The 17690-nt window shown below is 64.7% G+C and carries 21 protein-coding genes; 10 read left to right on the top strand and 11 right to left on the bottom strand.

The features are described from left to right. Positions 1–2: 2 nt before the first annotated feature. Together Q0O05_RS07655 and Q0O05_RS07650 are read right to left on the bottom strand one after the other, a co-directional pair. Positions 3–971: a bile acid:sodium symporter family protein gene (locus Q0O05_RS07655; protein ID WP_293661785.1), complete on the bottom strand. Its 969-nt coding sequence runs from the start codon at positions 969–971 to the stop codon at positions 3–5. Between the two features lie 13 nt (positions 972–984). Beyond that, positions 985–1512 carry a GNAT family N-acetyltransferase gene (locus Q0O05_RS07650; RefSeq protein WP_293661783.1) on the bottom strand — a complete coding sequence of 176 codons (528 nt, stop codon included), beginning with the start codon at positions 1510–1512 and terminating at the stop codon, positions 985–987. Between the two features lie 178 nt (positions 1513–1690). On the opposite strand from Q0O05_RS07650, the gene Q0O05_RS07645 reads away from it, so the two are divergent. The 4 genes from Q0O05_RS07645 to Q0O05_RS07630 all read left to right on the top strand — a co-directional run bounded on the left by Q0O05_RS07645 (position 1691) and on the right by Q0O05_RS07630 (position 6734). Continuing rightward, complete coding sequence (locus Q0O05_RS07645; RefSeq protein WP_293661790.1) at positions 1691–2350, top strand: c-type cytochrome; 660 nt, start codon at positions 1691–1693, stop codon at positions 2348–2350. After that, on the top strand, positions 2347–3729 hold the full coding sequence (locus Q0O05_RS07640; protein WP_293661781.1) for a cytochrome c: 1383 nt from the start codon (positions 2347–2349) through the stop codon (positions 3727–3729). The genes Q0O05_RS07645 and Q0O05_RS07640 overlap by 4 nt, the downstream gene beginning before the upstream one ends. A gap of 243 nt (positions 3730–3972) precedes the next feature. Continuing rightward, entirely contained in the window at positions 3973–6060 is a 2088-nt protein-coding gene (locus Q0O05_RS07635; RefSeq protein ID WP_293661789.1) for a PAS domain-containing sensor histidine kinase, read from the top strand. Beyond that, a complete protein-coding gene (locus tag Q0O05_RS07630; RefSeq protein ID WP_293661779.1) occupies positions 6060–6734 on the top strand; it encodes an RluA family pseudouridine synthase in 675 nt (224 codons plus the stop codon). The genes Q0O05_RS07635 and Q0O05_RS07630 overlap by 1 nt, the downstream gene beginning before the upstream one ends. Here Q0O05_RS07630 and Q0O05_RS07625 read toward each other — a convergent pair. Both Q0O05_RS07625 and vapB read right to left on the bottom strand, forming a co-directional pair. Continuing rightward, a complete protein-coding gene (locus tag Q0O05_RS07625; RefSeq protein WP_293661778.1) occupies positions 6731–7153 on the bottom strand; it encodes a type II toxin-antitoxin system VapC family toxin in 423 nt (140 codons plus the stop codon). The genes Q0O05_RS07630 and Q0O05_RS07625 overlap by 4 nt on opposite strands. Before the next feature lie 2 nt (positions 7154–7155). Continuing rightward, on the bottom strand, positions 7156–7386 hold the full coding sequence (vapB, locus tag Q0O05_RS07620; protein WP_293661777.1) for a type II toxin-antitoxin system VapB family antitoxin: 231 nt from the start codon (positions 7384–7386) through the stop codon (positions 7156–7158). 123 nt (positions 7387–7509) lie between these two features. Between vapB and Q0O05_RS07615 the strand changes: the two genes are divergently transcribed. From Q0O05_RS07615 to Q0O05_RS07600, 4 genes are read left to right on the top strand one after another with little or no spacing between them, the layout of a single operon-like run. After that, positions 7510–8364 (top strand): 3',5'-nucleoside bisphosphate phosphatase, encoded by an 855-nt coding sequence (locus tag Q0O05_RS07615; RefSeq protein ID WP_293661776.1) that lies wholly within the window; start codon positions 7510–7512, stop codon positions 8362–8364. A gap of 42 nt (positions 8365–8406) precedes the next feature. Next, on the top strand, positions 8407–9030 hold the full coding sequence (locus Q0O05_RS07610; protein ID WP_293661775.1) for an L-threonylcarbamoyladenylate synthase: 624 nt from the start codon (positions 8407–8409) through the stop codon (positions 9028–9030). Between the two features lie 42 nt (positions 9031–9072). After that, positions 9073–9741: a site-2 protease family protein gene (locus Q0O05_RS07605; protein ID WP_293661787.1), complete on the top strand. Its 669-nt coding sequence runs from the start codon at positions 9073–9075 to the stop codon at positions 9739–9741. Between the two features lie 15 nt (positions 9742–9756). Next, entirely contained in the window at positions 9757–11088 is a 1332-nt protein-coding gene (locus tag Q0O05_RS07600) for a tryptophan--tRNA ligase (protein ID WP_293661774.1), read from the top strand. A 44-nt stretch (positions 11089–11132) separates the two neighbouring features. On the opposite strand, the gene Q0O05_RS07595 is transcribed toward Q0O05_RS07600, so the two are convergent. The 5 genes from Q0O05_RS07595 to modA form a co-directional block, all read right to left on the bottom strand. After that, positions 11133–11825, bottom strand: coding sequence for a hypothetical protein (locus Q0O05_RS07595; RefSeq protein WP_293661772.1), 693 nt, complete (start codon positions 11823–11825; stop codon positions 11133–11135). A 76-nt stretch (positions 11826–11901) separates the two neighbouring features. Further along, complete coding sequence (locus Q0O05_RS07590) at positions 11902–12342, bottom strand: BLUF domain-containing protein (protein ID WP_293661771.1); 441 nt, start codon at positions 12340–12342, stop codon at positions 11902–11904. A 114-nt stretch (positions 12343–12456) separates the two neighbouring features. Continuing rightward, positions 12457–13599, bottom strand: a complete 1143-nt coding sequence (gene modC / locus Q0O05_RS07585) for a molybdenum ABC transporter ATP-binding protein (RefSeq protein ID WP_293661769.1) — start codon at positions 13597–13599, stop codon at positions 12457–12459. Continuing rightward, positions 13596–14303 (bottom strand): molybdate ABC transporter permease subunit, encoded by a 708-nt coding sequence (gene modB, locus Q0O05_RS07580; RefSeq protein WP_293661767.1) that lies wholly within the window; start codon positions 14301–14303, stop codon positions 13596–13598. Before modB ends, modC begins: the two co-directional genes overlap by 4 nt. Next, on the bottom strand, positions 14300–15046 hold the full coding sequence (gene modA / locus Q0O05_RS07575) for a molybdate ABC transporter substrate-binding protein (RefSeq protein WP_293661765.1): 747 nt from the start codon (positions 15044–15046) through the stop codon (positions 14300–14302). Before modA ends, modB begins: the two co-directional genes overlap by 4 nt. Positions 15047–15132: 86 nt before the next feature. Here modA and Q0O05_RS07570 point away from each other — a divergent pair, with 86 nt between their 5' ends. Together Q0O05_RS07570 and Q0O05_RS07565 are read left to right on the top strand one after the other, a co-directional pair. Then, entirely contained in the window at positions 15133–15900 is a 768-nt protein-coding gene (locus Q0O05_RS07570; RefSeq protein WP_293661763.1) for a TOBE domain-containing protein, read from the top strand. 32 nt (positions 15901–15932) lie between these two features. After that, positions 15933–16304, top strand: coding sequence for a surface-adhesin E family protein (locus tag Q0O05_RS07565; protein WP_293661761.1), 372 nt, complete (start codon positions 15933–15935; stop codon positions 16302–16304). Positions 16305–16329: 25 nt separating this feature from the next. Here the strand turns inward: Q0O05_RS07565 and Q0O05_RS07560 are convergent, their stop codons facing one another. Both Q0O05_RS07560 and Q0O05_RS07555 read right to left on the bottom strand, forming a co-directional pair. After that, entirely contained in the window at positions 16330–17241 is a 912-nt protein-coding gene (locus Q0O05_RS07560) for a nucleotidyl transferase AbiEii/AbiGii toxin family protein (RefSeq protein WP_293661759.1), read from the bottom strand. After that, positions 17238–17690: hypothetical protein (locus Q0O05_RS07555; protein WP_293661757.1), on the bottom strand; the 453-nt coding region annotated here is incomplete at its 5' end. The genes Q0O05_RS07560 and Q0O05_RS07555, both read right to left, overlap by 4 nt.

Below are 17690 nucleotides of genomic sequence, written 5' to 3'. Positions count from 1 at the left end.
GGCTATTCCGGCCGCCGCCCGTAGCGCTGCGCCATGACCGCGCACACCATCAGCTGGATCTGGTGGAACACCATAACCGGCAGCAGCATCATGCCCACCACCGGCGCGGCGAACAGCACCTTGGCCATGGGCACGCCGCTGGCCAGGCTCTTTTTGGAGCCGCAAAACACGATGGTGACTTCGTCTTCCTTGGAGAAACCCAGCCGGCGGCTCGCCCAGGTCGAGATCAACAGCACCAGCACCAGCAGCACGGTGCACACCAGCCCCAGGGCCAGCAACATCGGCCACGGCACCCGGCTCCACAAGCCTTCCATCACCGCGGCGCTGAAGGCGGTGTAGACCACCAGCAAAATAGAACTTTGGTCGACCCGGCGCACCGCCACCGCGTGGCGCTTCACCCAGCCGCCGATCCAGGGCTGCGCCAGCTGGCCCAGCACAAAGGGCAGCAGCAGCTGCTCCATGATGCGAATCACCGCATCCCAGGCGCCGGCCCCCGACACCCCGCCGGGCACCACCAGCCAGCTCACCAGAAACGGGGTGACAAACACCCCGATCAGGCTCGAGGCCGATGCACTGCACACCGCAGCCGCCACATTGCCCCGCCCCATGGCGGTGAAGGCAATTGCCGACTGCACGGTGGCCGGCAGCGTGCACAAAAACAGCATGCCCAGCGCCAGTTCCGGGCTAAGACTCCAGACCAGCACCGGCTTGAGCAAAAGCCCCAGCACCGGAAACAACACAAAAGTCAAGGCCACCACCAGCAGGTGCAGCCGCCAGTGCCCCAAGCCCGCCAGCACCGCAGAGCGCGAGAGCTTGGCGCCGTGCATGAAAAACAGCAGCGCAATGGCTGCCGTAGTGATCCACTCAAAGGCTTGGGCTACCGCGCCCTGCGCCGGCCAGACGCTGGCCAGCGTGACCACCGCCAGCAACGCCAGGGTGAAATCGTCGGGCAAAAAACGCGGGCGTTGCATGCGCTGTGGGCGTTTAGCTCAGCGCGCGCTTGAGTCGGATTTCTTCAATCTTGACCGCGCCCACCTGCACGGTTTTGGCCGTGTTCATTTCGCGCTTGAAGCCGGCCAGCTCATGAAAGCGCATCACGCGTTCGTTGGCAATCGGCAACCACACGCTCACGTTGGCGCAGCCCTCTTCCATCAGGCCTTCGCGGGCGGCATCCCACAGGGCCAGGCCCACGCCCTTGTCCCAGTGGCTGGGTGCCACGTAAATGGCCCAAATCTCGCCCATGGTGGGGGGGGTGCCCTTGTCGCGCGAGCGGTCGAAGCCCACAAAACCAATGATCTTGTCGTCGTCCAGCGCCACTTGCACCTGCGGCTCGGCGTATTCAATGGCCTCGCGCCAGTAGGCCTGGCGCTTGTCCAGCGGGGTCACGGGCGGCGGTGTGTCGCCCAGCATGTTCTTGAAGGCTTCGCGGATGGAGGAGTTATGGAGCTCGGCGATGGCTTTGGCATCGCGCAAGGTGGCAGGGCGAACCTTGAAAGTAGTCGTACTGGACATGTCTGACGCAAACTCTGGCTATTGAAAAAAAGAGCGTGATTGTCGCAGCATTCGCCAGCGGCTCCTCCGCAGCCACCCCTGACGCCCCGCCGGCCTGCGGTAAGCTCCGGCCATGCCCATGAGACCCAGCCTTTTGCGTCGCAATGCGACAGCACTTTTTCTGATCGCGTGCATCTGGATGGCGGCATTAGCCGCGCCCGCCGCTGCGCAGGACAAGGCCATGGCCGAGCGCACGCGCGCCTGCACCGCCTGCCACGGCGAACAAGGCCGCGCCGGCCCCGACGGCTACTACCCCCGCCTGGCGGGCAAACCGGCCGGCTACCTCTACAACCAGCTGCAAAACTTCCAGCACCGCAGACGCCATTACGCCCCCATGGCGCACCTGATTGCCCCCCTGAGCGACGACTACCTGCGCGCCATGGCCGACTATTTTTCCGAGCTGCACATTCCCTACCCGCCGCCCGCGGCCGCCACCGCATCGCCCGATGTGATGGCTCGCGGCAAGGCGCTGGTGCTGCAAGGCGACGCCAGCCGCAACATTCCCGCCTGCGTGCAGTGCCACGGCAATGCGCTCACCGGCGTGCAACCCGCGGCACCCGGCCTGCTGGGCTTGCCGCGCGACTACCTCAATGCCCAACTCGGCGGCTGGCAAACCGGCCAGCGCAAGGCCCATGCCCCCGACTGCATGGCCGCCATCGCCAAGCAACTCACCGACGCCGATGTCAACGCCGCATCGCAGTGGCTTGCCGCACAGCCCGTGCCGGCTGACAGCCGCCCTGCCACCCGGCGGCCGGCAGTGGCCGCCATCGCCCTGCCCACCTGCGGTAGCGCGCCATGAACCGCAGGGTATCGCTGCCAATGGTGGCATTGCTGTCGATTCTGGGCGCCTGCTTGGCCTATGTAGTGACGGCTGAATACCTGGCCCCCGCCCTGCGTGCGTCCACAGCGGCAGCGCCAGCCCCTGCGTTAGAGGCCGCGGGTCCGGCCGAATCCGCAGATGCCGCAGCGCTGGTGCAGCAAGGTGCCTACCTGGCCCGCATCGGCAACTGCGCGCAGTGCCATACCGCGGCCGGCGGCGCGCCGTATGCTGGAGGCGGCGCGCTGAACACCCCCTTTGGCAAGGTGTACGGCAGCAACCTCACGCCGCACCTGCAAGCCGGCATAGGCCGCTGGAACGCTGCCGACTTCTGGCGCGCCATGCATGAAGGCCTGGCGCCCGATGGCCGCGTGCTCAACCCCGCCTTCCCCTACACCAGCTTCACCCACCTCCAGCGCCATGACAGCGACGCGCTCTTTGCCTACCTGCGCAGCCTGCCACCCGCCGACACCCCGTCGCGCCCCCACAGCCTGCCCTGGCCGCTGGGCAGCCAAACCGCACTTTCGGCCTGGCGCATGCTGCATTTCCGCGTGGCGGACACGGACTCCGCTGCAAAGACACAGCCTGTGGGCCCGGCGCACACGGCCCCGCAAACGGCCGTATCGCTGGCCCGCGGCGCTTATCTGGTGCAGGGACTGGGCCACTGCGCCGAATGCCACACCCCGCGCAACGCGCTGGGCGGCCTGCGCAGCGCAGCCGCCTGGCGCGGCGCCCTCATGCCAGACGGCCAGTGGTACGCCCCCGCCCTGAACGACCCGCTGGAGGCGGGCATGTCGGGCTGGAGCGTTGCCGACATAGCCACCCTGCTCACCCACGGGCAGCACGCAGAGGCCTACATGGCCGGCCCCATGGCCGAGGTGGTCCGCTACAGCACACAGTATTTGACGCCTGAGGATGCGCAGTCCATGGCCCTGTATCTGCAAATGCTCGCGCCACCCTCACCTACAGCCTCATCAAAAGCCGCATCACCAGTCACAACATCAGGCGTGACTGCCCGCCCCAAAGACTTCGCCCTGGGCGAGCGCCTCTATGAAAATCATTGCGCCCAGTGCCACGGCAAGTCGGGTGAGGGCGTGGCCGATGCCTACCCCGCCCTGGCCGGCAACCGCGCGGTGCTGATGCGTGACACCCACAACCTGGTGCAGGTGGTGCTGCACGGCGGCTATGGCCCGTCCACTGCCGGCAAGCCCCAGCCGCACGGCATGCCGCCTTACCAGCTCACGCTGAATGACGCCGAGGTGGCTGCGGTGCTCAGCTTCATCCGCAACGCCTGGGGCCAAAGCGCGGCGCCGCTGTCGGAGTTTGATATCAACACAATGCGCAACCGCCCTGCACCCTGACACCGCGACCACGCCTACCAACCCCATGAACCACGCGCCCCGGAACACCTTGCCCCGCCCCGCGCCGGCCTCATCCGGAGGCTGCCGCGCATGAGCCCCTTCCCGACGCGGCGCAAACCGCACTTCAACCTGCGGATCGCGGGGCATCTGCTGGCAGACGGGTTTGCAAGCCCGCACGGCCCGCAACACGCTGCACAACATCCCTTGCAACACGCATCTCTTGCCGGCTACGCTCCCGCGCAGATGATTGAAGAGCTGCGCAAATACCAGTCCGAGCTCGAGATTCAAAACAAGGCGCTGCGTTATTCGCAGCAAGAAGCCGAGGGCGCCTCTGAGCGGTTTGCCACCCTGTTCTCCAGCGTGCCCCTGGCGCTGATGGTGGTGGACGAGGTGGGCCTGGTGCTGGCGAGCAACGCCATGGCCCTGCGGCTTTTTCAGCCGCTTGAGAGCGATCCGCCGCTCAACTTCCTGCTACCCTTTGTCGGGCCGGAGCATGCCGACGAAGTGGCGGTGGCCTTGTCCAGCGCGCGCCAGGAAGGCACCAGCGAGGTCAGCGAAGTGCAGTTTCTGGCCGGCGCAGAAAGCACCTTCACCGGCGACCTGCACATCGCCCGCATCGAGAACCCTAGCGACGAGCTGGCGCACTTCATCTGCGCCATCATCGACCAAGGCCCCCTGCTCACCCAGCGCCACGCCTTGCTGGAGAGCGCGGCCGTGCTGCGCCAGCGCAACGAGGACCTGCTGCTGAGCGAAAACCGCATGGCGGCCATCATCAACTCCTCACTCGATGCAATTTTGTGTATTGACGAGTCCCACCTCATCACCGTCTTCAACCCTGCCGCTACTGCCCTGTTTGAGTGCCCGGCGGATCAGGCCTTCGGCGCGCGGCTGGGGCAGTTCCTGCCCGACGTCGAAGCCGCGCTGGTCCAGGGGCACCTGCCGACACAGGCCATGCTGGGCGAATTCACCGCCACCACGCTGGCCGGCAAACAGATTTTTGTAGAAATCAGCGTCTCCATGGAGCGGCGCCTGCGCACCCGCCCCGCCTTCCGCCCCGGCGAAAACGGCGCTGCTGCGCCCCGCGGGCCAACAGGCGGGCAAGGCTCGGTCACCACGATTTTTGCCCGCGACCTCACCGCCAAGAAGCTGGCCGAAGCCCAGCGTGTGGCGCTGGAAACGCAACTGCGCGAGTCGCAAAAAATGCAGGCCATGGGCACCATGGCCGGCGGCATTGCGCACGATTTCAACAACATCCTGAGCGCGATTCTGGGCAATGTGGGCCTGGCCAAGCAAGACACGCCCGAGGACGCCGCCGCGCTGGTGAGCCTGCTCGAAATCGAAAAAGCCGGCCAGCGCGCCCGCGACCTGGTGCGCCAGATTCTGACTTTCAGCCGCAACGAGCCGCCCAAGCGCCTGCCCATCCAGCTGACCGAAGTCATCCACGAAACCCAGCGCCTGGTGCGGGTGGCAATTCCGCCGGGTGTCGATTTCCGGCTGGTCATCCCCGAGCAGTGTCCTCCTGTGCTGGCCGATGCAACGCAGGTCGAGCAGGCGCTGCTGAATTTGTGCACCAACGCCATCCTGGCGCTCGGTGGCAACAAGGGCTCGGTGACGGTGGAGCTGGGGCACACCACGCTCTCGCTGCCGTTCAACGACCGCATCGGCGTGCCGCCGGGCCGCTACGTCACCCTGCGGGTGCGCGACAGCGGCAGCGGCATGAGCCAGGAAACCATCGAACGCATCTTCGAGCCCTTCTTCACCACCCGCCCGGTCGGCCAGGGCACAGGTTTGGGGCTGGCCGTGGTGCACGGCATCATGAAGACGCACCTGGGCGGCATCGACGTGCAAAGCGCGCCCAACGAAGGCAGCGTGTTCACCCTGTATTTCCCCGCCTCCGGGCAGGCTGCGGCAGAGGCGGAAGAGTCCGAGCCGGTGGCAGTGGTCGAGGGGCGAGGCAAACATGTGATGTATGTGGACGACGACCAGGCTCTGGTGTTTCTGGTCAACCGCGTGCTCAGCCGCAAGGGCTTCCGCGTGACCACCTACACCGACCCGCTGGAGGCCGAAGCCGCTCTGCGCAGCCAGCCCGGCAGCTTCGACCTCTTGGTCACCGACTACAACATGCCCGGCTACAGCGGCCTGGACCTGCTGCGCGACGCCAAGGCCATCCGCCCCGACCTGCCGGTGGCGCTGGCCTCGGGCTATGTGACGCCAGAGATCGAGCAACGCGCCCTGCAGGAAGGCGCCAGCGCCCTGATTTACAAGCCCAACGATGTGAACGAGCTGTGCGAAACCGTGCAGCGCCTCATCACCCAGCCCGACCAGCCTTGATGCACAGCCGCGAGGACCACTACAACCCGCCGCCGGACACGGGGCTGCCGGTGGTGTTTGCCGACGAGGCAATCCTCTTGCTCGACAAACCGGCGGGCCTGCTCACCGTGCCCGGCCGCGGAGAGGACAAGCAGGACTGCCTGATTCGCCGCGCCCTCCAGGCCTACCCCGACGCGCTCATCGTCCACCGGCTGGACCGCGACACCTCGGGTTTGGTGCTCATGGCGCGCGGAGCGGCCGCACAGCGCACCATCAACCTGGCCTTCGAGAAGCGCCAGACCGACAAGCGCTACGAAGCCCTGGTCATCGGCCTCTTGCCTGTTAACGAGGCGTGGCAAGAAATTGACCTGCCCCTGCTGGTGGACTGGCCCAACCGCCCCAAGCGCACCATCAACTACGCCGAAGGCCAGCAAGCGCTCACCCGTTGGCGCTGCACCGCGGCAGACGCCGCCCGGGGCTGTTCCCGCGTCGAGCTGGAACCGGTCACCGGCCGCACCCACCAACTGCGCGTGCATATGCAGGCCATCGGCCACCCCATGCTGGGCGACACCCTGTACGCACCACCCGACACTTTGCCCCTGGCCCAACGGCTGCACCTCCATGCCCGCAGCCTGTCCTTCCCCCACCCATCAACCGGCCAGATGGTCGCTTTCAGCGCGCCGGTGCCGTTTTAGGCGGGGGCGGCCCAGTTCTCAATCCGCAGGCCCGGCACGCGAGCGAATTCGCGGGTGTTGTTGGTGACGAGCGTCCAGTCTTCGGCAAGAGCGTGCGCCGCAAGCCACAAATCGTTGTTTCCAATGGGCTGCCCGGCCAGCTGCAGAGCAGCACGGATGCGGCCGTAATGTTCAGCAGCAGCCACAGGCAGGGCGCAGGGCTGGATCCTGCTGACGAGTTGGCCGATGGTGGCCAGCGCCTGGTCGCGCGACTGGCTTTTTTCAGCACCAAACCGGAGTTCGCCCACTGTCACCATAGACATCGCCAACTCCCTCAGCGCGCGGGCCTCGAAGCGCTGGCGCACGCTGAGAGGCTGGCCCTTGGCGATGTAAATGCAGATATTGGTGTCGAGCATGTAACGTATCGGTATCGATGCCATAGTCACCAACCCTCACGCTCTTGCGGAGGGGTGTCTTCCCGGCCATCGACCATGAAGTCCGCCGGCAAGCCACCCAGTAAATCAAACACCGCGGCGCCACTCTGGGGCAGCTGCCGCAAGACGATGTCGTTGCCCTGCCGGAAAATCTCGACCTCAGCCACATCAAGCCGAAACTCTTTGGGCAGCCGAACGGCCTGACTGTTGCCGGATTGAAAAACGCGCGCTGTGGTCATTGTGGAATCTCCTTCAATGTATATACGGGAAGTATATATAAATATTCCGTGCGGCAAGGGGAGTGGCATCGTCATTTCCGGATGCGGACCCGCCCGCCCGGCCCCTGCCCCTAAAATGGAGCGGTGACACATATTCTTAACGCTGACCTGCATTGCCACTCTGTGGTGTCCGATGGCACGCTCACGCCAGAGGCGCTGGCCGAGCGCGCCAAGGCGAATGGCGTGGAGCTGTGGTCGCTGACCGACCACGACGAGATCGGCGGGCAGCAGCGCGCCATGGCAGCGGCGCGGGCCCAGGGCATGGGCTACCTGACCGGCGCCGAAATCTCGGTCACCTTTTTGAATCAGACGGTGCACATCGTGGGCCTGGGCTTTGACGCCGACAACGAAGACCTGCGCCAAGGCCTGCAGCGCACCCGCGGCGGGCGCAAAGAGCGGGCCATGGAAATGTCCGACGGGCTTGCCAAGGTCGGCATCAAGAATGCTTATGAAGGTGCCTTGACCTATGTGGGCAACCCCGAGCTGATTTCACGCACCCACTTTGCGCGCTTTTTGGTGGAAACCGGCGTTTGCAAAGAAACCAGCGAAGTCTTCCGCAAATACCTGACCGAGGGCAAGCCGGGCTATGTGCCGCACCGCTGGGCCAACCTGAAAGACGCTGTGCGCTGGATTACGGATGCAGGCGGCATGGCGGTGGTAGCGCACCCGGCGCGCTACAAGTTCACCCCGAACGAAGAATTCGCGCTCTTCACCGAATTCAAGGGCCACGGCGGTCAGGGCGTGGAGGTCGTGACCGGCAGCCACACCGCAGCCGAGTTCGTGACCTATGCCGGCACGGCCAAAGAGTTCGGCCTGGCCGCCTCGCGGGGCAGCGACTTTCACAGCCCCGACGAGAGCCACACCGAGCTTGGCTCCCTGCCCTATCTCCCCGGCGGGCTTACCCCCGTGTGGGAACTGCTGCGCGACCGCATCCAGTAACCCCCAACCCCCGAGGACCGGCGCCCACCGCGCCACCCTGCTATGGCGCAGTATTTCGAAGTTCACCCCGAGAACCCCCAGCACCGGCTGCTCAAGCAGGCCATCGCGCTCTTGGACAAGGGCGGCATTGTCGCGGTGCCCACCGATTCGAGCTACGCGCTGGTCTGCCACCTTGACGACAAGGCTGCGGTCGACAAGCTGCGCGCCATCCGCGGGGTGGACGACAAGCACCACCTCACCCTGCTCTGCCGCGACCTGAGCGAGCTGGCCAGCTACGCGCGGGTCGACAACCGGCAGTTCCGCCTGCTCAAAGCGGCCACCCCCGGCGCCTACACCTTCATTCTCGAGGCCAGCAAAGAGGTGCCCCGCCGCGTGAGCCACCCCAAGCGCCTGACCATCGGCCTGAGGGTGCCGGTCCACCATGTGCTCCAGGAGCTTCTAGCGCTTTACGGGTCTGCGCTGTTAGCTACTACTTTGATAGCAAAGGGGGACACGGAGCCGCTCAATGATGCGTCTGACATCCGAGACCGATTCGAGCATCAGATTGCCGCCGTGCTGGACGCCGGCGCCTGCGCGCGCGAGCCCACCACCGTGGTAGACCTGACCGGCGAAGAGCCCGAACTCATCCGTCTGGGGGGCGGAGATCCGGCCCTGCTGGGCCTCTAGCGCCGCCCGCACCGTTTATTGACCAACCGAGAATTTGCAGCCGTGGACTTTGCACACCTGATTCAAACCGTTGCCATTTATGCCCTGCCGGTGGTGTTTGCCATCACCGTGCACGAGGCGGCCCACGGCTATGCGGCGCTCTACTTCGGCGACACCACCGCCGCCAAGCTCGGGCGCATCACCCTCAACCCGGCCCGCCATATCGACCCCATCGGCACCGTGCTCATGCCGCTGCTGCTGTACTTTGCGACCTCGGGGGCGTTTTTGTTTGGTTACGCCAAGCCGGTGCCGGTGCGTTTTGGCAACCTGCGCAACCCCAAGCGCGACATGGTCTGGGTCGCGCTGGCGGGGCCGGGGGCCAATTTGCTGATGGCGCTGGCTTGGGGCATCGGCATGTACCTGCTGGTGGCAGCGGGCGTGACCGAACGGTTTTTCCTGAAGATGTGCGAGGGCGGTGTGCTGGTGAATGTGGTGATGTTTGCGTTCAACCTATTCCCCCTGCCGCCGCTGGACGGCGGGCGCATTCTGGTGGGGCTGCTGCCCATGAAGTGGGCAGAGACCGTGTCCCGCGTGGAGCCGTGGGGATTTTTCATCGTGATGGCGCTGGTCATTGCCGGCGTGCTGAGCGCCATCTGGATGCAGCCCGTCATGTCCCTCACCTACGGCGTGCTGAACCTGCTGCTGACCCCGTTTTCGCTGCTGACACATTAGGAGAGACTTGCCCCCATGAGCACTGTTCGTTTTCTCACCGGCATCACCACCTCGGGCACACCGCACCTGGGCAACTATGTGGGCTCCATTCGCCCCGCCGTGCGGCACAGCAAGGCGCCCGGCGTGGAGAGCTTTTACTTTCTGGCCGACTACCACGCCCTCATCAAGATCGACGATCCCGCCCGCATTCAGCGCTCTACGCTGGAGATTGCCGCCAGCTGGCTGGCAGCAGGCTTGGACCCGGCCCATGTGACCTTTTACCGCCAGTCGGATGTGCCGGAAATCCCCGAGCTGTGCTGGTTTCTGACCTGCGTGACCGGCAAGGGCGTGCTCAACCGGGCCCACGCCTACAAGGCCTCGGTCGATAAAAACACCGCAGCCAACCTCGACCCCGATGCCGACGTCACCGCCGGCCTGTTCATGTACCCGGTGCTCATGGGGGCCGATATCTTGATGTTCAACGCCCACAAGGTGCCGGTAGGGCGCGACCAGATTCAGCACATCGAGATGGCGCGCGACATGGCTGCAAGCTTCAACCACCTGTACGGCGAACACTTTGTGCCGCCGCAGGCGGAGATTGAAGAGTCGGTCGCCACCCTGCCCGGGCTGGATGGCCGCAAGATGAGCAAGAGCTACGACAACACCATCCCGCTCTTCTCCAGCCGGGAGCAGCTCAAGAAGCTGATTGCCGGCATCAAGACCGACTCGCGCGCTCCCGGCGAGGCCAAGGACACCGAGGGCTCCGCCCTGTTCCAGATTTACCAGGCCTTTGCCAGTGCGGAAGAAACCCAGGCCCTACGCCAGGCCTATGCCAACGGCATTGCCTGGGGCGAGGCCAAAGACCTGCTCTTAGAACGCATTGACCGCGAGGTAGCCCCCATGCGCGCCGCCTACGAGGATTACATGGCCCACCCCGAGAAGGTCGAGGCCCTGCTGCTGGCCGGCGCCGCCAAGGCACGCGCCATTGCCACGCCCTTTATGGCGCGCCTGCGCGGCGCCGTAGGCCTGCGCCCGCTGAATGCCGGCCTGCAGACGCCAAACGCCAATGCCGCCAAGGCCGGCAAAGTGGCACTGCCGACCTTCAAGCAATACCGCGACAAAGACGGGCAGTTTTACTTCAAACTCGCCGCCGCCGATGGCACTGTGCTGCTGCAAAGCCGCGCCTTTGCGTCCGGCAAAGAGGCCGGCCAAACCATTGCCAGCCTGCAGCGCGACGGACGGGACGCCGCTCTGGCCCTGCAAGCCTTGGGCGCCCTGACGGATGTTCTGGAGCCTCTGGACGCCGCAGATTTAGCCGCTGCGGCTGAAGCGCTGGCCATGCTGGCGGAACATGTTGCTAGCAATTAAATAGCAGCACGCGCAGTAATGGCGGGCTCAAACCGCTTAAAACCTTAAGGCGCCAGCAGACGCACCTGCAACAAGCGGCGCGCCTCTGCGCCGCCTTCGCTGCTGAAGCTGCCCGACCGTGCGGGCGCCCTGCCGCTGGCAGCAATGGTGACCCACTGCCCGAGCGGGGCGGTGATGGTGGAGCTGAACTGGCTGCGGGTCTGGCGAGGCATGTCTGCGTTGTTGCGCACCGCCATGTCGGATTGCTGCAACTCCAGCTCGAGGGTGGCGTCTTTGTTACCGCCAGGCCAGCGCGGGGTGACGGTGACGCTCTGCCCCACCTCCATCCACTGCAAACCCTGCGTCACACCGCCGCCGCTGCTGTTGATGGACGCGCCACCAGCTACCGCGCCGCCACCGCCGGCCTGAATGCTGCTGCTCTGGCTGCTGACCGACTGTGCCCACAGCATCGGCACCGACTGGCTCATCCGCAAGCTGCCCTTTTCGCCGTTACGTACCTGAATTTTTTGGGGCGCCAGCAGGGCAGCATCCGGCCGCGTACCGAAGCGCGCGCTGCCGTCCTCACGCCCCTCCTCGACCTGGCGCAGCTCCACCGTCAAATCCCGCTTGGGCAAACCCGCGGCCCGGGCGCCGCCGGATACGGCAACTAGCAGGGCGCAAGCCAGCCACACCAGCACGCTGCGATGCAATAAGGCCGGTTTGCGCGAAGGGATGGAAGGAAGGGAAAGGCAGGTCATCGTGCGGGCATTGTTCCATGCACTCCCCCCGATTGGCCGGGAAAAACGCCTGTAAACCAGCGGTAATGCCGGCTTCTCAGTCCACCTCAGCAGTCGCCGCTACGCCCTCTGCAAAAAACACCAGCAGCGCCAGCGCGCCGCCGGGTTTGACGCGGCCATCGATCTCCGGCCGGCTCGCTGCGAACACGTGCTGGGCCGCTGGGTGGGCGCCGATCTCCAGCCCGGTGAGATCCCGAAAGCCCATGGTCCAGGCACCAAAGTGGCGCTCGGTGACGGCATGCCGCGACAGCACAAACACGTTGCGGTGCCGCGGGTCTGCCTCAATGGCTGCAAAGGTTTTGTCCACCGTCTGGGCCCGACCCTCGAGCACCTGCAAGATTTGGCCATTGGAATGCAACAGCATGCCGGTGATGTCACGCCATTGATTAACCTCTCGCGCGGTATGAAGAATCTCCTTCAGCACCTGCGGAGCGTGGTCAACCAGTGTGCTGCTGTAAATCAATTGAACCAGTGCCATGACGGAGCTTTCTCAACTCAAAATCGTGTTTATCCATGCTTCCCTTTTCCGCAGGATAGTGGCCGCAACTGAATCTGAATGTACGGTGTCGCACATAGCGACGCCTGGCCTGCCCTATTCAATAACCGCCACCGACTTGACCTGCGCCCACACCGCGTCGCCCGGGACGAGTTGCAGGGTGTGAATGGCGCGGCGGGTGACGCGGGCCAAGAGGGTTGATTCTTCGGACTGGGGAAATGACAGGGCTGCAGCGTCGGGGTCCCCTGCGCCAGCGCCCGCGCAGCGCAGCTGCACCAGCGCCTGGGAAGGGTGCGCGTCATCGGCAATCGCCTCGATGCGAGCTTGCAGGTGGTTTTGGATGCTGGAGTCCTGCGTGGGTTGCGGGCTGATGCTGATGTCCCGCGCCAGCACCCGCAGTCGCACCGCCTGACCCGGCGCCAAACCGTTGTCCCGCACCCACAGCGCGCCGCCGGAAAACGCTACCTGCGCCAGATGCCACTGCGCGTCGCGCTGCACCACACGCCCGTGCAGCACGACGCCGGCGTCGTCCCCCACGATGACCGGGCTGTCCACCCGGGCCAGCACCTCTTGCGCCGCGCCGCTGGCTTTTACCGTGCCCTGGTCCAGCACCACCAGATGATCGGCCAGCCGGGCCAGCTCGTCGGCCGAGTGGGTGATGTAGAGCATGGGCAGGCTGAGCTCATCGCGCATCTTCTCCAGCCAGGGCAGTATCTCGTGCCGCCGCGCTATGTCGAGTGCCGCCAGCGGCTCGTCGAGCAGCAGGATGCGCGGCTGCGTTGCCAGGGCGCGGGCAATGGCCACGCGCTGGCGCTCGCCCCCCGACAGGGTGCCGGCCTGCCGGTGCAACAGGTGGCCAATGCCCAGCAACTCCAGCGCGTGGGCCAGCGCCTGCTCGGCGCCGGGCTTGCGCGTGCGCTTGAGGCCGAAGTGCAGGTTTTGCCGCACATTGAGGTGCTCAAACAGGCTGGCCTCTTGAAACACGTAGCCCAGATCGCGCTGCCAGGTGGGCAGGTACACGCCCGCCGCGTCGTCCTGCCACACCTCAGACCCGATGCTGATGCGCGCCTGCCCGGGCCGCTCCAGCCCCGCCACACAGCGCAACAGGCTGGTTTTGCCCGAGCCCGAGGGGCCGAAGAGCACGGTAATGCCGCTGGATGGCAGGGTCAGGTCCACGCCGAGCTGGAAGTCGGCGCGCGTGAGCCGAAGGCGGATGTGCAGGCTTTCGTGCCCGCTCATGGCACCACCCGCCCCACGCGACGGCGCATCAGCGACAAAGCCAGCAACACGCCAAACGAAAAAACCAGCATTCCGCCGGCCAGCCAGTGGGCCTGAGCGTATTCCATGGCCTCCACATGGCCGTAGATTTGGGTAGACACCACCCGCGTTGCTCCGGGGATGTTGCCGCCAATCATCAAGACCACACCAAACTCACCCACCGTGTGCGAAAAACTCAGAATGGCCGCGGTGATCAGCCCCGGGCGGGCCAGCGGCAGGGCCACTGAAAAAAACGCATCCCACGGACCGGCGCGCAAGGTGTAGGCCACTTCCAGAGGCCGCGCGCCGATGGACTCAAACGCGTGCTGCAGAGGTTGCACCGCAAACGGCAAAGAGAAAATCACGGAGCCAATAAGCAGCCCCGCAAAAGTAAACGACAACACGCCCCAGCCCAGCGCCTGCGTCAGCTGACCCAGCGGCCCGTGCGGCCCCATGGCCACCAGCAAATAAAACCCCAGCACCGAAGGCGGCAGCACCAGCGGCAGCGTGACCAGCGCGCCAATCGGCGCCCGCCAGCGCGACTGCGTTTGCGACAACCACCAGGCCAGCGGCGTGGCCAGCAGCAGCAGCACGAGCGTTGCCGACGTAGCCAGCTCCAGGGTCAGGCGAATCGCGGCCCAGGCGCCGGCATCCATCGCTACTGCATCCATCGCCCCGACCGTCATAACGCGTATCCGAAATTGCGAATAAGAGCTTGCGCCTTGTCGCCCCGCAGATAAGCCATCAAAGCCTTGGCCGCAGGGCTGTCTGCGCCCTTATTGAGCAAAATCGCGTCTTGTTGAATCGGCGCATGCAGGCTGGCCGGCACGACCCAGCCCGAACCCTGGGCTATCTTGCCTTCGCTCAACACCTGGGACAGCGCCACAAAGCCCAGCTGGGCGTTCTCGCTGGCAACGAACTGGTAGGTCTGAGCGATGTTTTCCCCCTGCACGAGCTTGGGCTGCAAGGCCTGCAACACGCCCAGCTTGGTCATGGTCTCGATGGCGGCAGCGCCGTACGGTGCGAGCTTGGGGTTGGCTATGGCAATGCGCAAGAACTTTCCGCTCTTGAGCACCTCGCCCTTGTCGTCCACCAGGCCCGGCTGCTTGCTCCACAGCACCAGCTTGCCGGTGGCATAGGTGAATCGGCTGCCGGCCACGCCGAGCCCTTCTTTTTCCAGCCGGAGCGGGGTTTCGTCGTCGGCCGCCAGCAGCACCTGGAAAGGGGCGCCATTCTTGATTTGCGCAAAAAACCCGCCGGTGGAGCCCAACGAGAGGATGGCCTTGTGCCCGGTTTCCTGCTCAAAGACCTGGGCAATTTTTTGCATGGGCGCCGCGAAGTTAGCAGCCACTGCCACCGTCACCTCCGCCGCGCGGCACGGCAGCGTGCAACACACCAACGCAAGTACAGCGAGAAATAGTCTGGACATTTACGGACCCGTTGTTCAGAATCGGAATACCGAATGTACCACCGCTATTCTCTTTGGGTATAGCGAAATCCCTAACCCCACACGCCATGACCCAGACCGGATTGCAATTCGCCCAAGCCTTGGGGCACGACGCCGCCGACAAGCGGCTGGACATCCTCAAACGCATCGGCGAGGTGGGGTCTATTTCTGAGGCGGCGCGCGGCGCGGGGGTGAGCTACAAGGCAGCCTGGCAGGCGGTCGAAAACCTCAGCAACCTGGCGGGCGCGGCGCTGATTGAAAAATCGGTGGGGGGAAGCGGCGGCGGCGGCGCCCGGCTTACCGACGCCGGCAACCAGCTACTCGAAGCCGCCCAGCGCATGAGCGCCGCGCGCCTGGCCGTGATGGCCGAGCTGCAAAACCGCGCGGGCAATGCCCTGAGCCTGGGCGGGCTGGCGGGGCTGGGCCTGCGCACCAGCATGCGCAACCAGCTGCCCTGCGTGGTGGACTCCATAGTCACCGCCGCGGGCGCTGCGCGCATCCGGCTCGCGCTGCCCCATGGCACCCGGCTCAGCGCCAAAATCACCCTCGAGAGCGCGGAAATTTTAGGCTTGGCAACGGGCCAGGCGGTGCTTGCGCTGTGCAAGGCCAGCGCAGTGCGCATCAGCGCCGAAGCCCCGCCCGGCGAGGGGCTCAACCTGCTGAAGGGCCACATCCATCAAACGGCCACCGCCCCGGACGGCGCCGACCTGGCAGTGCAACTCGCAGAGGGCCTTCATATCATCGGCTTCCCGTCCGAGGGGCAAACCTTTACCGCCCAGCAGCAGGTGCTGGCGATGGTGGATGAGTCGGCGGTGGCGATTGCGGTGGTAGGGTAGCCTTTTGATAGCAACTTTGGAGTGACATTCGAATGAAGATTATTTTTCTGGTAGCCCTCACCCTGCTTGCCAACGCGGCCAGGGCAGATTGGGTGAAGATGGGAGAGATAGGCGAAGGCAGCCTCTACATGGACCCCGTCACCGTCGTGCGCGACGGGCCAATCCACAAGGTGTGGGAGCTCATGGATTTGGATGTGCGCGCCGAGGAGGGTGCGATGTCGCGCCGCCTGCAAGTTGCTTACGACTGCTCAAATGGCCGCACCAAGGTCCTGTCCATCAGCGTGCATGACGGTTCCATGGCGAGTGGACGCAAGCTGCTTTCGGTCGAGCACGAAGGGCACTGGAAACAAGTGCCGCCAGAGACTGCTTACGCGGTAGCTTTCAAGAAGGTCTGCGCGCCTTAGGCCTGCCCTGCCTTCTTGAAAAAGGCTACTTCAGTTCAACCCGCACCCTTGAAAACAGCGTCCCCACCGCGGTTGACAGGTAGTCCAAGTACCCTTCCTTGTCCAAGGTCTTGGATGTCGTTGAAGAGTCGATGAACCGTGTCATCTGGGCCTTGAACTGCGGGCTTTTAACAATGGAGGGAAGTCGCTCGATCGCTTCTCCAAGCAGGCTGTCGTAGCCTTCGACGCCATAGTCGCCGATCTTTGCGGCGACCAGCATGGCATCGAGCTTGGCGCCTTTCGCAGAAAGCCAAGCCAAATCCCAAATGTCGCGGTGGCGGATCTTGTCTGAATCGAGCCCTGCCACTTGGTCTTGGGTGTCCCTCAATGAGGTGGGGAAAGCCAGGACCTTGTCCGCCATGATTTCGTCGAGAGTCTCGGTGTTGACGAGGACTGTCGGCATGGCTCGCACCAAGTCGCAATTGGCTATCAAGGGCACCAGTTCGCGGGTGCGCGCCGGAACATTGGCAATCTCCAACTTGATCTTTTGGCTCGGCATCGCTGGATTTTCAGGCGCTGTCTCTATCGAGATCCACCATTTGTCCAACGTCACCAGGCCCGCGCCGGCCTTCGCCGGCTTGTGCTTCACCGTGACCTTCAAGCCGAAGCGATCTCCAATGCTCTTTTCGATGCAGTCCTTGATACGGATCATTTTTTCAGCGGTGAAATCGACGCCACCTGCGAAATCGAGGTCCTCGCTGAACCGATCGGCGCCCCGACACAGGCGCAAGGCCGTGCCGCCTTGAAACACCAAATCTTTAAGCAAGCCTTTACCGTCAAGGGCTTGGAATATTTCGTAATGGAGCAGCTCCTTCTCCACCACGGGCCGCATCGCTGCCAAGGCAGGGTTGGACATGGCTTGGTCGACCAGTTTCTCGAAGTCTTGCCTTTCGCTCACGCCGCTTCTCCTTCGGATTGGGCTTCGTGCTCGTCATTGATCAGCATGTTGGCATTGCGCCCCACCCGCAAGAGATCGCGGACAGCCGCTGATTGAGTGGCAATGCGAAGCGGACGGCCTTTGGGTGCAAGCGTCCGCCCAAGGATCTCCGAACGCGAGCGCTTGGTGTGGGTGAACTCAATGGTCCCGAAGGGGGTCTCGTGGACGCCGCTTCGCCCCGTCGTCATCACGGTCATCCTGCTAATCGGGATCTGCGAGATGGCCCCGTACTCGGACAAGATGGACTCCAAGCTCACATAGGAGAGGCATCCGGGCCGCAAAGCCTTGGCAATCTCCTCCGCCAGCCAGCGGTTCCTGCTGGACGCGGCAGGGTTCAGGTAGAGGCCCTTGGCGACCCGCTGCAAGAGGCCGTCCGACACCATCCGCTGCAGCGATTTCTCCATGGACTT

This window comes from Rhodoferax sp. OV413 (assembly GCF_945881795.1).
Taxonomy (GTDB): Bacteria; Pseudomonadota; Gammaproteobacteria; order Burkholderiales; family Burkholderiaceae_C; genus Allorhodoferax.
Note: the sequence above shows the minus strand (reverse complement) of the source record. Positions and strands in the feature narration are given on the sequence as shown.

Excerpts from the sequence above, each read along its gene's own strand:
- Q0O05_RS07655 (WP_293661785.1), bottom strand. The coding sequence starts at position 971 with ATGCAACGCCCGCGTTTTTTGCCCGACGATTTCACCCTGGCGTTGCTG.
- Q0O05_RS07650 (WP_293661783.1), bottom strand. The coding sequence starts at position 1,512 with ATGTCCAGTACGACTACTTTCAAGGTTCGCCCTGCCACCTTGCGCGAT.
- Q0O05_RS07645 (WP_293661790.1), top strand. The coding sequence starts at position 1,691 with ATGGCGGCATTAGCCGCGCCCGCCGCTGCGCAGGACAAGGCCATGGCC.
- Q0O05_RS07640 (WP_293661781.1), top strand. The coding sequence starts at position 2,347 with ATGAACCGCAGGGTATCGCTGCCAATGGTGGCATTGCTGTCGATTCTG.
- Q0O05_RS07635 (WP_293661789.1), top strand. The coding sequence starts at position 3,973 with ATGATTGAAGAGCTGCGCAAATACCAGTCCGAGCTCGAGATTCAAAAC.
- Q0O05_RS07630 (WP_293661779.1), top strand. The coding sequence starts at position 6,060 with ATGCACAGCCGCGAGGACCACTACAACCCGCCGCCGGACACGGGGCTG.
- Q0O05_RS07625 (WP_293661778.1), bottom strand. The coding sequence starts at position 7,153 with ATGGCATCGATACCGATACGTTACATGCTCGACACCAATATCTGCATT.
- vapB (WP_293661777.1), bottom strand. The coding sequence starts at position 7,386 with ATGACCACAGCGCGCGTTTTTCAATCCGGCAACAGTCAGGCCGTTCGG.
- Q0O05_RS07610 (WP_293661775.1), top strand. The coding sequence starts at position 8,407 with ATGGCGCAGTATTTCGAAGTTCACCCCGAGAACCCCCAGCACCGGCTG.
- Q0O05_RS07600 (WP_293661774.1), top strand. The coding sequence starts at position 9,757 with ATGAGCACTGTTCGTTTTCTCACCGGCATCACCACCTCGGGCACACCG.
- Q0O05_RS07595 (WP_293661772.1), bottom strand. The coding sequence starts at position 11,825 with ATGACCTGCCTTTCCCTTCCTTCCATCCCTTCGCGCAAACCGGCCTTA.
- Q0O05_RS07590 (WP_293661771.1), bottom strand. The coding sequence starts at position 12,342 with ATGGCACTGGTTCAATTGATTTACAGCAGCACACTGGTTGACCACGCT.
- modC (WP_293661769.1), bottom strand. The coding sequence starts at position 13,599 with ATGAGCGGGCACGAAAGCCTGCACATCCGCCTTCGGCTCACGCGCGCC.
- modB (WP_293661767.1), bottom strand. The coding sequence starts at position 14,303 with ATGACGGTCGGGGCGATGGATGCAGTAGCGATGGATGCCGGCGCCTGG.
- modA (WP_293661765.1), bottom strand. The coding sequence starts at position 15,046 with ATGTCCAGACTATTTCTCGCTGTACTTGCGTTGGTGTGTTGCACGCTG.
- Q0O05_RS07570 (WP_293661763.1), top strand. The coding sequence starts at position 15,133 with ATGACCCAGACCGGATTGCAATTCGCCCAAGCCTTGGGGCACGACGCC.
- Q0O05_RS07565 (WP_293661761.1), top strand. The coding sequence starts at position 15,933 with ATGAAGATTATTTTTCTGGTAGCCCTCACCCTGCTTGCCAACGCGGCC.